Raw genomic sequence first — 12555 nt, forward strand, 5'->3', positions numbered from 1 at the left:
CTTGCAAGCTCTGTCGATCCACGTCCGGCGCCCCAAACTCCCGGCTTACAGCCCGGAACGGCAACGCCTGAGCCGACTTCAATATAGGCCCGCAATGACGGTTTTATTGCAGCCTGACCTGATCGCCATCACTGGAAAAACCTGCGAGGCATGATCGATCCGCCGCCCTGGCATGGAGACATACCGCGCAAATTGTCCTACAAATAGCAGCCACATTCGGGCGCCCTTCCCAACCCCTTCTCAATGCAATCGCGAGGACCGACATGGAATACCGCACTCTCGGCCGTTCCGGCCTGAAAGTATCGACGCTGACCATGGGCACCATGACTTTCGGCGGCGCCGGTGCATTTTCGGCTGTCGGCAAGACCGACCTCGACGAGGCGCGCCGGATGATCGATCTCTGCATCGACGCCGGCATCAATGTCATCGACACCGCCAATGTCTATTCGAACGGCATGTCGGAAGAAATCATCGGCGAAGCGCTCGGCGGCAAGCGCAAGGGCGACGTGCTGATCGCCTCCAAGGCACGGATGCGGATCGGCAAAGGTCCCAACGATGAAGGCCTGTCGCGCCATCACCTGATCCGCGAATGCGAGAAGAGCCTGAAGCGGCTCAGGACCGACGTCATCGACATCTATTTCCTGCACGAATGGGATGGCGTGACACCGCTGGAGGAAACCATCGCCGCGCTCGATACGCTGGTTGCCCAGGGCAAGATCCGCTATGTCGGCTGCTCCAACTATTCCGGCTGGCAGGTGATGAAGGCGCTCGGCGTCAGCGACAGCCATCATCAGCCGCGCTTCGTCACGCAGCAGATCCACTACACGCTGGAAGCGCGCGAGGCGGAGTACGAACTGCTGCCGATTTCCGTCGACCAGGGGTTGGGCGTTCTGGTCTGGAGCCCGCTTGCCGGCGGATTGCTGTCCGGCAAATACCGCCGCGACAGCCCCACTGCCCGCCAACTCGCAGGCTGGTCGGAACCACCGATCCGCGACGAGGACCGGCTGTGGCGGATCGTCGATGTGCTGGTCGAGATCGGCACGCAGCGCGGCGTGTCGGCAGCGCAGGTGGCGCTGGCCTGGCTGCTTGGCCGGGCGGCCGTCAGTTCGCTGGTGATCGGCGGCAGGACGGAAACGCAGTTCCGGGACAACATCGCGGCGGCAAGCCTGGTGCTTTCCGGCGAGGAGCGCGAGCGCCTCGACGCGGTCAGCCGGCCGCCCTTGCTCTATCCCTACTGGCACCAGCAATTGACGGCAAAGGACCGGTTTGGCGCCGCCGATCTGGTGATTGACCGAAGCGGCATCTGATCGGCAAATCGACGGCGATAGGTATCGGCCGCCGCAATGATGAGCCTGGCCCCTTCATTGCAACGCGCATCTTGCAAGCCTGGCCATCATCGACGCACTATCGCTTCAGCTGTTGTGTTTGACGGCTAATGCTCCTAGGCAGGACCAGAGCCGCGAGGCAGTGAAAAGGAGCCGATATGGCGCGACCACCAAATTACGATCAGGAACGCAAGGAACGCGACCGCCAGAAGGCGGCCAAGAAGGCCGAGAAGCTGGCAGCCAAGGTTGCAGCGAGGGAACGTTCGAAGCCCGAAGACGAGACTGAAGCCGAAACCGAAACGGCAAAGTGACGGCAAACGGCCCGCAGATGCGGGCCGCGCCTCAATTCGGATTGCCGCCCCGGATGTCGCCTTGTGTCAGGCCGGCGCCTTGTCGCTGACGAACACGTCCACTTCGCGTGCTGCCGCGATGAAGGCGCGCCTGGCGTTCATCGCCGGCTTGTCGCCGGCCAGTGCGTCATGGCAGGCCTGCAGGGCCGCGCGATGCTTGGGGCTGCGCTTGCCGGGCCAGTTGTTGAGGAGGTAGTCGGAAGCCTCACGCGCCGTGCGCAAGAGCTGAGTGCTTCCCGCCGCGACTGACTTCACAGTCACAGGTGTTTCAAATCGGTTGTTTTCCATGGCCGCTCCTTACGCCATCGGCGTCTGCGAAGCGAGGCGAAAGTGCGCATACATCCAGACGCCGCTTTGCGCCCCTTCATCCACTCTCAAGCAGCAACGACGGCAAAGCCTCTGGCGCGAAGACCGCGCCGATCGTTGGCGAGCGACGTCACCAGCCGGTCGCGGCTGCCGACGATGTGGACCGAGAGCAGGCGCGCGGCTTCATCGGCGTCGCCAAGGCGCGTGGCCGCCAGAATGGCGCGATGTTCAGCCCAGGCGCGGGCAAGGGCCGCTTCGTCGCGAACCTCCAGCCAGCGCGCCCGCGACAGGCGCGTCATGGCATCGCGCACCGCCCTAAACAGGAATTCATTGCCCGACAGACGCGCCAGTTCGATGTGAAAATCCATGCCGACGCGATGCCATTCCTCGCGCGGCGTGTCGTTGTCGCAGGACTCGAGCATCGCCTCGATGACATCGACGGCGCTCCGGTCCGCCAGGCTGCATGTCAGGCGAAGCGCCGCAACCTCGACCGCCTCCCTGTAGACGGCGATCTGCTCGAGTTCAGCCAGATTGATCGGCGACACCGTCCAGCCACGTCCGTCCCTGCCGACCAGGCCCTCGGTCTCAAGCCGCAGCAGTGCTGCCCTGACCGGGGTTCGCGACGCGCCGAAGCGGCTTTCGATCCAGCGCTCCGTCAGTTTCTCGCCGGGACCGATCTCGAGGCCCAGGATCATCTGCCGAAGCTGTTTTTCGACGCTCTGCATCTGCGACATTTTTGCTCCCGGTTTCCGGTCGTTATGGCTTCGGACCGTTTGACGACGATCACATTTGAGGTTGCATTGACAGCGGCCAAGCTTGCGTCCATGACGTGCACCATCTTGGTATCCCAAATTGGTATCCGCAGCAACCATCGATAAAAGAGTTGCTGGGACAGGACATATGACATGCAGCAGAGCACGCCCCCGGCAACCGACAGCACCTACAACATCCACTGGCGGCGCAACCTGTTCGTGTGCTTTGCCGGCTCGTTCTCGACGCTTGTCGCCATGACGCTGCTTTTGCCGTTCCTGCCGCTCTATATCGAGCAGCTGGGTGCCGAGGGCCACGCGGCGATCGTGCAATGGTCGGGGATTGCCTATGGCGCGACGTTCTTCGCGGCGGCGCTGGTGGCGCCGCTCTGGGGACGTCTCGGCGACAGCTACGGCCGCAAGGTGATGCTGGTTCGCGCCAGCTTCGGCATGGCCATATGCATGTCGCTGACCGGCATGGTGCAGACCGTCTGGCAACTGGTGCTGCTGCGGCTGCTGATCGGTTTTGCCGGCGGCTATTCCTCGGGATCGACCATCCTCGTCGCCATGCAGACGCCGAAGGAGCGTTCCGGCTGGGCGTTGGGCCTGCTGTCGGCCGGTATCACGGGTGGGGCTCTGGTCGGCCCGCTGGTTGGCGGCGCACTGCCGCCGCTGATCGGCATCCGCGCCACCTTTCTCCTCTCCGGCGGCGTCATCTTCCTGGCGTTCCTGGCGACCACGTTTCTGATCAAAGAGAATCCCCGGCCGAAACCGGCGGGCGCCGCCTCGAAGGAGAAGCCTAAAGGCGGCTGGGCACAAATTCCCGACAAACGGCCTGTCGTCGCCATGCTGGCAACCGGCATGCTGTTGAGCTTCGCCACCATGTCGATCGAGCCGATCATCACGGTCTATGTGCAGCAGCTCATTGAAGACCAGAGCCGCGTCACGCTGATATCAGGCGTCGTCATGTCGGCGGCCGCGCTGGGCGCCATCCTGTCGGCCTCGCGCCTCGGCAAGCTCGCCGACCGCGTCGGCCACTGGAACGTCATCATCGGCGCACTTGCCGTCTCGGCGCTGCTGCTGATCCCGCAGGCCTTCGTCACACAAAGCTGGCAACTCATCGGCCTGCGCTTCCTGATGGGCTTGGCGCTGGGCGGTCTGTTGCCCTGCATCACCAGCGTGATCCGCCACAATGTTCCCGATGGCGTCGGCGGGAATGTGCTCGGGTTGTCGATTTCCGCCCAGTATGTCGGGCAAGTCGCCGGCCCCTTGCTGGGCGGCTTTGCCGGCGGTCATTTCGGCATGCGCTCGGTGTTTCTGTGCACATCCGTCTTGATGGCTGGAGGCGCGGTGTATAACTGGCTGGCACAGTCACGCCGCGAGCAGGACATGCTTGCCAACCCCGGCAAGCCCTGACGGGTCAGGCATATCCCTCTGATACCACGGAGCCACGGACATGAGCACGGCCGAGCAATTTTCCGGCACCAGCACCCGTATCCTCGTCCTGGCCGGAGGCCTCTGTGGCGCGGCCGGCGTGGCGCTGTCGGCCGCGGCGGCGCATCTGGGCGGCGCCTTCGTCGGCACCGCCGCATCGTTCCTGCTGATGCATGCGCCGGTCTTCCTTGTCGCCGGATTGCTTGGCGCGAACCGGACCCTGCGCATCGGCAGCCTGATCCTGCTGGTTGGGCTTCTGCTGTTCTGCGGCGATCTGCTGGCGCGCGATTTCATCGGGTCGCGGCTGTTCCCGCTGTCGGCGCCGATCGGCGGCACGCTACTCATTGCCGGCTGGCTGGCGATCGCCGCCTCGGCGCTGGTGCGCGTGCGTCCCTGACGCCTCGGCGCGCCCGCCGGCATCAAACGTCAAAGCATGGCTGCTAGTCCTGCCGACGCTCGGCTTGATGAGCAATTCGCGATTGCGTCGCCGCAGCTTGGCCAACCAGCGCTCTTGCGGCCTTTTGGAAGCCGGCGCGATGCCCCAATAGTTGCGGTAGATGTCTTCGAACAGATAGCTGACGGGATGCATGATGTGCTTCCTTTAGATTGTTGAATCGATCCAATCGACAGGCGCGAAAACCGGCCCCGCTCAGCTCCGCTTGCGCCCCACAAGGAACCGCAACTCGCGAACCCATGGGCTGGCTTTGCCGCGGCGCTTCTGCGTCGTGGTGTTCGACGAGATGCTCCAGTCGTTGCGGTAAATGTCTTCGAACAGGAAATTGACGGGATGCATGGCACAACTCCCCTGAACATCTTGAATCGATCCAATTCAGAGAACCATCGCTCACTTGGATCGATTCAAATATACGCCTTGGCGAGGCTGCGATCAAGTCAAAATTTGAACCGATCCAACGAAAGTGTTAGATGGAGGAATTTAGGAGACGAAGATGGCGCCACTTATCTCTGCAAAGACAAGACCGGTCCGGCTGGCGGACATTGCCAAGGCGGCCGGCGTGTCGCACGGCACCGCGTCCAACGTGTTCGCCCGTCCGGAGATCGTGCGCGAGGAGGTCCGCGAGCGGGTCAAGGCGGCAGCCGAGGCCATGGGATATGGCGGCCCCGATCCCAAGGGCCGGCTGCTGCGCGCCGGCAAGGTCAATGCCATCGGCGTCGCGACCGCGGAACCCCTCTCCTATTTCTTCGACGACCCCTTTGCCCGGGTGATGATGGCCAGCATCTCGCAGGCTTGCGACGCGACCGGTGCGGGGATTTCGCTGGTCTCCGCAGCCAACAACGAACAGCTTGCCTGGAACATACAGAGTGCGCTGGTCGACGGTTTCATCGTCTTTTGCGTCGATGGCGGTTCAAGGCTGGTCGAACTGGCGCGTGAACGCAAACTCCCCTTTGTCGCGCTCGATCTCGATTCGGACGACGACGACGCCGTTGCAGCGATCGGCGTCGACAACATCGCCGGGGCTGGCCTGGCGGCCCGCCACCTGACCGAACTCGGACATCGCCGCTTTGCCGTGCTTGCCCTGCCCGTCGCGGACTCCGGCTTCGGCCCCACCACAAGGGAGCAGATGGAGAAGGCCCTCTATTCCGGGACGCGCGACCGCCTGCGTGGCTATTTCGCGGAACTCTCCCGCGTCGACATCGACGTCGAGCGTGTGCCGATCTACGAAACCGTCAATGACGAGGAAAGCGTGCGGGCCGGCCTCGATCATATTTTCGCCGGCGCCGAGACCCCGACCGCCATCCTGGCTATGTCAGACAGGATGGCCTTGCATGCATTGGACTGGCTGCGGCAGCGTGGCGTCACGGTACCCGGCGACGTTTCGATCGTCGGCTTCGACGGTGTTCCGGAAGGAGCGGTTTCCAGTCCGCCGCTGACCACGATCGTCCAGCCGATCGCCGAGATGGGCCGTCTTGCCGTCAAGGCGATCCTTGAAAATGATGGCTCGTTCAGCCGGCAATCGCTGCCGGTCCAACTCGTGGTGCGAGCTTCATCCGGCCCCTCGCCCGCCTAAGCTCAACGGCCCATTCTTGTCGCCATGGTCGGCATCGCGAAGGATGCAGCATGGACGCGCGGTGCGGCGTTGTGAGCCGGCCTGCTTTTGCCGGGCCAGCCAAGGCCCGAAAGCCATTCCAGATAGTAGGCAAGCGCGAACTGCATGACGATGCCGGCCGATATCAACAGGCTGTCATAGGCAAATCCGCCCGGATTGATCAGCTTCAGCACCTGCGCCGCCATTGCAAGGACCGTGCCGGCAATGAAAACCGGCAGCGATCGTTTGCCCAATATGGCAAGCGGATGATCGCGCCCGGTGCGAAACAGGTTCGAGACCGCCGGGAATGCCACGATCAGGTAGCTCACCGCCAATATATGCAGCAGCCTCGGCAGCGACAGAAACGTCTTGTCGAAGCCGGTCAGCACCGGAGGCAGGCCAAACCAGGAGATATGCCCCCAAAGCGGGCTGTGCACCCAGACCAGCGCGGTTGCGGTGTAGGCCAAGGCAGCGCCAACCAGCCAGCGATTGACCGGGATGATGCCGCCGCGACGCACATGCAGCGTGCCTGCCAGGCCGATGTTGAAAAGGAACTGCCACGACAGCGGGTTGAGAAACCAGAAGCCGGGCTCGGGATAGTTGGGCGGAGCAATCTGATAAATCCCCGCGACCAGCCACAGAGCGCCGGATGCCGCCAGTGCCAAGACCGGCCGATAGCTGACAATGAGCAGGAACACCGGCGTCAGCAAGAGCAGCACCGCATAGACGGGCAGTATGTTGTTGTAGCCGAGTTGGTGGCCGAGCGTCACGATGCCGATCAGCACCTGCGGCGTATTCTTGATCAACGGCTCGATGTTGATCATCGTCAGAAGCTCCGGCCGCCTGACGAACACTGCCGCGGCGCAGAAGATGGCCATCACCACCATGGTGGTGACGATGTGGGCGGCATAGAGGACACCGGCGCGGCGCCACATCTTCAACGTTGCCAGCAGCCGGTTTCCAGGTTGGAATTTCCTGCCATAGGCAAGTGCGACCGAGATGCCGGAGATCAGTACGAAGACTTCCGCCGCATCGGAAAAGCCGAAATTCTTGTAGGTCAGATACTCGAAGGCGGTACCTGGCACATGGTCGACATAGATGGTCAGCAAAGCGAGAGCTCGGAGCACGTCTATGCGCGTGTCGCGCTCAGTGCGATCCGGGACACGCGCATCGCGGTCCGGGGAAATCTGGGTGGTCATCGACAAAAAGGCCTCAAAGCTGGTTGTTCATACCGGGCAATGCGACCCCCGGCGCACCGCTTCGATTCCTCCCGAAGGAATGTTATCGGCGGAGAAACGGACTGTAATGTGCCCGGTTCAATCAACTTTCGCGGAGCTTGAAAATATTGCGTTTTGAAGCCGGCAAATTGAGCGAAACCTCATATAATCAAGAGGATGCGCGATGATCGAAGAGACCTCACAAGATGGTGCGCTGGGGCGTGATCTCGCCTTCAGCTACCGGCTTTACAGCCCGGCGGATTCAACCGGCGAATGTCTCTTCCTGCTGCATGGGTCGGGTGTCGACGAGACGACGTTGGTGCCGCTGGCGCGAGAGATCGCACCGCGTGCCACGCTCATCGCGGTGCGCGGCCGCGTTGTCCAGGAGGATGGTTTCCGCTGGTTCGCGCGCATCACGCCGACGCGCTTCGAACAGGCAAGCATCCGCACCGAAACCGAGGCCTTTGCGGGCTTCGTCGCCGACGCGGCCACACATCACCATCTCGACCTCTCGCGCACAATTTTCCTCGGCTATTCGAACGGTGCCAATCTGGTTTCGAGCCTGATGCTGCTGCATCCGGGCCTTGTCGAGCGCGCCGCGCTGCTGCGGCCGATGCCGGTGCTCGATGACGTGCCGGCGACGGATCTGTCAAAGGTGCGGGTGCTGATGATCGCCGGCGCCACCGACCTCACCTATGCGCCTTTCGCCCCTGCTCTGGTGACATTGCTCAGCCGGCATGGCGCCGAGATCGACGCCAGGATTGTCCCGTCAGGTCATGAATTCGGCAGCGCCGACGCCGCAATCGTCAGGCAATGGCGGCCGGGATCGGCGGCGCAGGCAGGTTGACGGACTCACCAGCATGACCAGCCGCCTACCCTCGTCCCATCCTGTTCCAGGCATCCAGTCCGGCGATCTTGTAGGCTTCGGCAAGCGTCGGATAGTTGAAGGTGTTGTTGACGAAGAAGTCGACGGTGCCGCCGAGATTGATCACCGCCTGGCCGATGTGGATGAGCTCGGTGGCGCCCTCGCCGATGATGTGCGCGCCGAGCAGACGGCGCGTTTCGATCGAAAAGAGCAGCTTCAGGAAACCGGTGTTGACGCCCATGATGTGGCCGCGCGAGGTTTCGCGAAAGCGCGCTACGCCGACCTCATAGGCCGCACCGCTTTCACGCACCTGTTCCTCGGACTGGCCAACCGTCGAGATTTCCGGCACCGCATAGATGCCATAGGGGAATGTTTCTGGTGGCGGCGGCAAAGGCACGCCGAAGGCATGGCAGGCGGCCACCCTGCCCTGCTCCATCGACGTCGAGGCCAGGCTCGGAAAGCCGATGACGTCGCCGGCGGCGTAGATGTTCGGCACTCTGGTCTGGAACGTATGCGGATCGACCTTGATACGGCCCCTGGAATCGGCGTCGATACCGACCACATCCAGGCCCAGGCTGCCGACATTGCCGGTGCGACCGGCGGCGTAGAGCACGACCTCGGAACGGATAGTGCGGCCATCGGCCAGTTCCACCTCGGCGGCATCAGGCTTGGAGCGGATTTCCTTCACCGCGCTGCCCAGCCGGATGGTCATGCCACGATCGCGCATCTGGTGAATGAAATCGTCGACGATCTCGCGGTCGACGAAATCGAGGATGGAGTTGCGCGGCTCGACCAAGGTTACCGGCACGTCAAGCGCGGAAAAGATCGTGGCATATTCGACCCCGATGACGCCGGCGCCGATCACGGTCAGCGTGCGCGGCAAGCGATCAAGCTCCAGCATCTCGTCACTGTCGAAGATTCGGGTCTTGTCGAAAGGCACGTCGCGCGGCCGGTGCGGCCTGGTGCCGACCGCGATCAGCGCATTGGCAAAACCGACCTCGCTGTAATCGCCGGTGTCGGTGGTCAGGCTGACCTTGTCGGGGCCAAGGAATTTCACCGCAGCCCGGGCGCTCTTGACCGTGTTGCGCATGAACTGGTGCTGCAGCACCTCGACCTCATGGTCGAGCGTCTTGTGCAGGCGCTCGACCAGATCGCCGACCGAGATATCCTGCTTGACCCGGTAGCCGCGCCCGTAGAAGCCGCGCTCACGCCAACCCGAAAGGTTGAGCACAGTTTCGCGCAGCGTTTTCGACGGGATGGTGCCGGTATGCACCGAGACACCGCCCAGACGCCGGCCGCGATCGACCACCAGCACCGACTTGCCGAGCTTGGCCGACTGCACCGCGGCCCGGCGACCGGAAGGGCCGCTGCCGATGACCAGCATGTCGTAGTCCATATTGCCCCGTCCCCTGCCATGTGCGCTTTTGCTGCGCCGCAGCAAGCTAATGCTATCCGCGCCGCAAGTTCAACCGGTTCAGATTGCGCTTGGCGCCTTGAAGGCCGGCGCACCGCAAGAAGCCCGATCTTGATTCCGCCACAGGCCTTCACCATTTCATGGCTGAGCGGTCCGCACCCTATGTCGGACCTTGTTACGAGGAAATGACATGGACGCGCGCGTTCTCGACGGCGAAATCATCACCAGCAGGCTCGACGATGTCAGGGCCTATGACGGTGTGCGCACGAAGCGCATTGTGGCTTTCGTAATCGACTATGTCATCGTCGCGCTGCTTACCATTCCGTTTGCCATTCTGGTGTTCTTCCTCGGGCTTTTGACCCTCGGGCTTGGCTGGATGCTGTTCGGCATCCTGGTACCGGCCGTCGCCATCCTCTACATCTGGAACACGCTGGGCAGCACCGACCAGGCCACCACGGGCATGAAGATGATGGGCATCCGCCTTGACCGGCTCGACGGCAGGCCGATCGACGGCCTCACCGCGGTCGTCCATTCGGTGCTGTTCTGGGCCGGCAATGTCATCCTGTCGCCGCTCGTCCTGCTGGTGACGCTGTTTTCCGACCGCAAGCGCACCTTGCACGATCTTTTGCTTGGCACGGTCGTCAGCCGCACCGACCGCTGAAACGGCCCTCTGAAGAGCAGTCGCAACTGATTGAGCACAAATGTGAAGGCGTCGAGTCGACCACGCCCACACAATCCTGTTGAATTTTTCGCCGTCCGCGCCAAAGGTAGAGCGATTCGAAGGAGTGTTTCCAAGGCTCGATGACGCAGCATCCGACCCAGTCGCCGCAGTTCTTCCTGACCGCGCCATCGCCGTGCCCCTATCTCGACGGCCAGTTCGAGCGCAAGGTGTTCACGCACCTGGTTGGCGACAAGGCGGCGGAGATGAACGACCTCTTGACGCAAGGCGGCTTCCGGCGCTCGCAGAATATCGCTTACAGGCCGGCCTGCGAGACCTGCCGCGCCTGTGTTTCGGTACGCATCCTCGCCCAGGAATTCGTCGCCAGCCGCAACATGAAGCGCGTGCTGCAGCACAATTCCGACCTCGTCGGCCACATGCACAATGCCGAGCCTTCGACCGAACAATATTCCCTGTTCCGCAGCTATCTCGACGCCCGCCACCGCCGTGGCGGCATGTCCGACATGACGGTGCTCGACTATGCGATGATGGTCGAGGACACCCATGTCGACACCAAGGTAATCGAGTATCGGCGGCGCGGACCCGATACGTTCATTACCGGCAAGGGACAGGGCGAGCTGATTGCGGTGGCGCTCACCGACAAGATGGCCGACGGCCTGTCCATGGTCTATTCGTACTTCAATCCTGATTTCGAGGAACGGTCGCTCGGCACGTTCATGATCCTCGACCACATCGCCCGCGCCAGGGCGATGGGCCTGCCCCATGTCTATCTCGGCTACTGGGTCAACGGCTCGCGCAAGATGAATTATAAGATGCGCTTCATGCCGCAGGAGCATCTCGGCCCGAAGGGCTGGGAGCGCTACACCAACGAAGCGGTCGCGCGCTGATTAGTCTTTCCCAAGTCCGGGCTTAAACATTTTCAATCGAGACGATGCTGGTCTTTCCGCTGGTTGGCGGAGAGCGTGCGATTGCGCCGGTCCGCCATCCTCTCCCAAATTCATTGTGAAAGTCGCTGCATGTCGTCTCACGATACTCACACCAAAGGACTTCTGCTCACCGCATTTGGCGGGCTGACGCTGACCGTGGATATCCCGCTGATCCGGCTCGCCCATGGCGAGGCGTGGACAATCTTGCTGCTGCGCACCGGCTGCACCTTGGCCGCGGCACTGATCATGTGGACCATCTGGCGCTCATTCAGCAAGAATGCGCCGCAGCTGATACCTGGCTGGTCGGGCCTGATCGTTGCCGCGATCTACGGGCTCGGCGCGATTGCGTTCATCACAGGCGTCTACAACACCTCGACCGCCAACCTGGTGTTCATCCTGGCCTTCACAACCATGTTCGCCGCGCTGCTTTCATGGGTGTTCTTGAAGGAGCGGCCGCGGCCGCTGACCCTTGCGGCATTGGCCATGATGATTGTCGGCGTCGTCATCATCGTCGGCGATTCCGTCGGCACCGGACATCTGTTCGGCGACCTGATGGCATTGTGTTCGGCCTTCCTGATCGCCTGCGCCATCACCATCTCGCGCGCCAGCGGCAAGGATATGGGCTTTACCTCACTGATCGGCGTCGTCCTGCCTTTAGGGCTGGCGGCGTTCATGGTCTCCAAGACCGGCTTTCAGGTGGAGGCGCCATGGTGGATCATCCTCAACGGCGCCGTCATCATGCCGATAGCGTTCTTCTGCCTCGCCAATGGACCGAAATACATTTCGGGGCCTGAAGTGGCGATGTTCTACCTGCTCGAAACGGTGCTGGCGCCGGTCTGGGTGTGGATGATCTTTGCCGAAACGCCGACGCGCAACAGCCTGGTCGGCGGCGGGATCCTGATCGTGACGCTGATCGCCCATTCGCTGTGGCAACTGCAGGAGGGGCGCAAGCGCCGGGCGGCACTCGCCGTCGCTTACCCGACTTAGAGGGTGGACAGCCGTCGTTCCAGACCCTCAGTGCACTCAACGCGTTGCAGTATCTGAAAAAGGCTCTGCAACGATCTGGTATTCGTCCTCGTAGACGACATATCCTAGACGGGAACTCTTCATGACCTCGACATGATGCCCATGCTGCGCAAGGAACGCCGCGAGATCATAAGCCCTTGCCAAATGTTCAGTTGCTGTTGGCTTGAACCAGCTTATTCCCTGGGTCGTCTGTTTCCGGTAAAAACCTTTCGATCTTGA

At 62.4% G+C, this 12555-nt stretch carries 14 protein-coding genes; 9 read left to right on the top strand and 5 right to left on the bottom strand.

Features of this window, described 5'->3' with window-relative positions; translation table 11 throughout:
• Positions 1-263: 263 nt before the first annotated feature.
• Entirely contained in the window at positions 264-1307 is a 1044-nt protein-coding gene (locus NKH95_RS23785; RefSeq protein WP_352442537.1) for an aldo/keto reductase, read from the top strand.
• 176 nt (positions 1308-1483) lie between these two features.
• Positions 1484-1636, top strand: coding sequence for a hypothetical protein (locus tag NKH95_RS23790; protein WP_013532262.1), 153 nt, complete (start codon positions 1484-1486; stop codon positions 1634-1636).
• Positions 1637-1702: 66 nt separating this feature from the next.
• On the opposite strand, the gene NKH95_RS23795 is transcribed toward NKH95_RS23790, so the two are convergent.
• Both NKH95_RS23795 and NKH95_RS23800 read right to left on the bottom strand, forming a co-directional pair.
• A complete protein-coding gene (locus NKH95_RS23795) occupies positions 1703-1936 on the bottom strand; it encodes a DUF982 domain-containing protein (RefSeq protein WP_245462826.1) in 234 nt (77 codons plus the stop codon).
• Positions 1937-2049: 113 nt separating this feature from the next.
• Complete coding sequence (locus NKH95_RS23800) at positions 2050-2715, bottom strand: GntR family transcriptional regulator (protein WP_128305704.1); 666 nt, start codon at positions 2713-2715, stop codon at positions 2050-2052.
• Positions 2716-2886: 171 nt separating this feature from the next.
• On the opposite strand from NKH95_RS23800, the gene NKH95_RS23805 reads away from it, so the two are divergent.
• Both NKH95_RS23805 and NKH95_RS23810 read left to right on the top strand, forming a co-directional pair.
• A complete protein-coding gene (locus NKH95_RS23805; protein ID WP_352442536.1) occupies positions 2887-4146 on the top strand; it encodes a multidrug efflux MFS transporter in 1260 nt (419 codons plus the stop codon).
• 40 nt (positions 4147-4186) lie between these two features.
• Positions 4187-4561, top strand: a complete 375-nt coding sequence (locus NKH95_RS23810) for a DUF423 domain-containing protein (RefSeq protein WP_352442535.1) — start codon at positions 4187-4189, stop codon at positions 4559-4561.
• Between the two features lie 252 nt (positions 4562-4813).
• Here NKH95_RS23810 and NKH95_RS23815 read toward each other — a convergent pair whose 3' ends face one another.
• Positions 4814-4957, bottom strand: coding sequence for a hypothetical protein (locus NKH95_RS23815; RefSeq protein ID WP_352442534.1), 144 nt, complete (start codon positions 4955-4957; stop codon positions 4814-4816).
• 154 nt (positions 4958-5111) lie between these two features.
• On the opposite strand from NKH95_RS23815, the gene NKH95_RS23820 reads away from it, so the two are divergent.
• Positions 5112-6191, top strand: a complete 1080-nt coding sequence (locus tag NKH95_RS23820) for a LacI family DNA-binding transcriptional regulator (RefSeq protein ID WP_128305702.1) — start codon at positions 5112-5114, stop codon at positions 6189-6191.
• Positions 6192-6193: 2 nt separating this feature from the next.
• On the opposite strand, the gene NKH95_RS23825 is transcribed toward NKH95_RS23820, so the two are convergent.
• On the bottom strand, positions 6194-7408 hold the full coding sequence (locus tag NKH95_RS23825; protein WP_352442533.1) for an OpgC family protein: 1215 nt from the start codon (positions 7406-7408) through the stop codon (positions 6194-6196).
• Positions 7409-7610: 202 nt separating this feature from the next.
• Between NKH95_RS23825 and NKH95_RS23830 the strand changes: the two genes are divergently transcribed.
• The gene (locus NKH95_RS23830; protein ID WP_352721243.1) at positions 7611-8273 is read left to right on the top strand and encodes an alpha/beta hydrolase; all 663 of its coding nucleotides are present in this window, start codon (positions 7611-7613) and stop codon (positions 8271-8273) included.
• Positions 8274-8298: 25 nt separating this feature from the next.
• On the opposite strand, the gene sthA is transcribed toward NKH95_RS23830, so the two are convergent.
• On the bottom strand, positions 8299-9687 hold the full coding sequence (gene sthA / locus NKH95_RS23835) for a Si-specific NAD(P)(+) transhydrogenase (RefSeq protein WP_352442531.1): 1389 nt from the start codon (positions 9685-9687) through the stop codon (positions 8299-8301).
• Between the two features lie 208 nt (positions 9688-9895).
• Between sthA and NKH95_RS23840 the strand changes: the two genes are divergently transcribed.
• The 3 genes from NKH95_RS23840 to NKH95_RS23850 all read left to right on the top strand — a co-directional run bounded on the left by NKH95_RS23840 (position 9896) and on the right by NKH95_RS23850 (position 12297).
• Positions 9896-10366: an RDD family protein gene (locus tag NKH95_RS23840; RefSeq protein ID WP_352893379.1), complete on the top strand. Its 471-nt coding sequence runs from the start codon at positions 9896-9898 to the stop codon at positions 10364-10366.
• A 140-nt stretch (positions 10367-10506) separates the two neighbouring features.
• Positions 10507-11271: an arginyltransferase gene (locus NKH95_RS23845; RefSeq protein WP_023810205.1), complete on the top strand. Its 765-nt coding sequence runs from the start codon at positions 10507-10509 to the stop codon at positions 11269-11271.
• 129 nt (positions 11272-11400) lie between these two features.
• Complete coding sequence (locus NKH95_RS23850) at positions 11401-12297, top strand: DMT family transporter (protein ID WP_352893381.1); 897 nt, start codon at positions 11401-11403, stop codon at positions 12295-12297.
• The last annotated feature ends 258 nt before the right edge of the window (positions 12298-12555 follow it).

The organism is Mesorhizobium sp. M0848 (assembly GCF_040319805.1).
In the GTDB taxonomy this organism is placed as follows: domain Bacteria; phylum Pseudomonadota; class Alphaproteobacteria; order Rhizobiales; family Rhizobiaceae; genus Mesorhizobium.

Excerpts from the sequence above, each read along its gene's own strand:
- NKH95_RS23785 (WP_352442537.1), top strand. The coding sequence starts at position 264 with ATGGAATACCGCACTCTCGGCCGTTCCGGCCTGAAAGTATCGACGCTG.
- NKH95_RS23790 (WP_013532262.1), top strand. The coding sequence starts at position 1,484 with ATGGCGCGACCACCAAATTACGATCAGGAACGCAAGGAACGCGACCGC.
- NKH95_RS23800 (WP_128305704.1), bottom strand. The coding sequence starts at position 2,715 with ATGTCGCAGATGCAGAGCGTCGAAAAACAGCTTCGGCAGATGATCCTG.
- NKH95_RS23805 (WP_352442536.1), top strand. The coding sequence starts at position 2,887 with ATGCAGCAGAGCACGCCCCCGGCAACCGACAGCACCTACAACATCCAC.
- NKH95_RS23810 (WP_352442535.1), top strand. The coding sequence starts at position 4,187 with ATGAGCACGGCCGAGCAATTTTCCGGCACCAGCACCCGTATCCTCGTC.
- NKH95_RS23815 (WP_352442534.1), bottom strand. The coding sequence starts at position 4,957 with ATGCATCCCGTCAATTTCCTGTTCGAAGACATTTACCGCAACGACTGG.
- NKH95_RS23820 (WP_128305702.1), top strand. The coding sequence starts at position 5,112 with ATGGCGCCACTTATCTCTGCAAAGACAAGACCGGTCCGGCTGGCGGAC.
- NKH95_RS23825 (WP_352442533.1), bottom strand. The coding sequence starts at position 7,408 with ATGACCACCCAGATTTCCCCGGACCGCGATGCGCGTGTCCCGGATCGC.
- NKH95_RS23830 (WP_352721243.1), top strand. The coding sequence starts at position 7,611 with ATGATCGAAGAGACCTCACAAGATGGTGCGCTGGGGCGTGATCTCGCC.
- sthA (WP_352442531.1), bottom strand. The coding sequence starts at position 9,687 with ATGGACTACGACATGCTGGTCATCGGCAGCGGCCCTTCCGGTCGCCGG.
- NKH95_RS23840 (WP_352893379.1), top strand. The coding sequence starts at position 9,896 with ATGGACGCGCGCGTTCTCGACGGCGAAATCATCACCAGCAGGCTCGAC.
- NKH95_RS23845 (WP_023810205.1), top strand. The coding sequence starts at position 10,507 with ATGACGCAGCATCCGACCCAGTCGCCGCAGTTCTTCCTGACCGCGCCA.
- NKH95_RS23850 (WP_352893381.1), top strand. The coding sequence starts at position 11,401 with ATGTCGTCTCACGATACTCACACCAAAGGACTTCTGCTCACCGCATTT.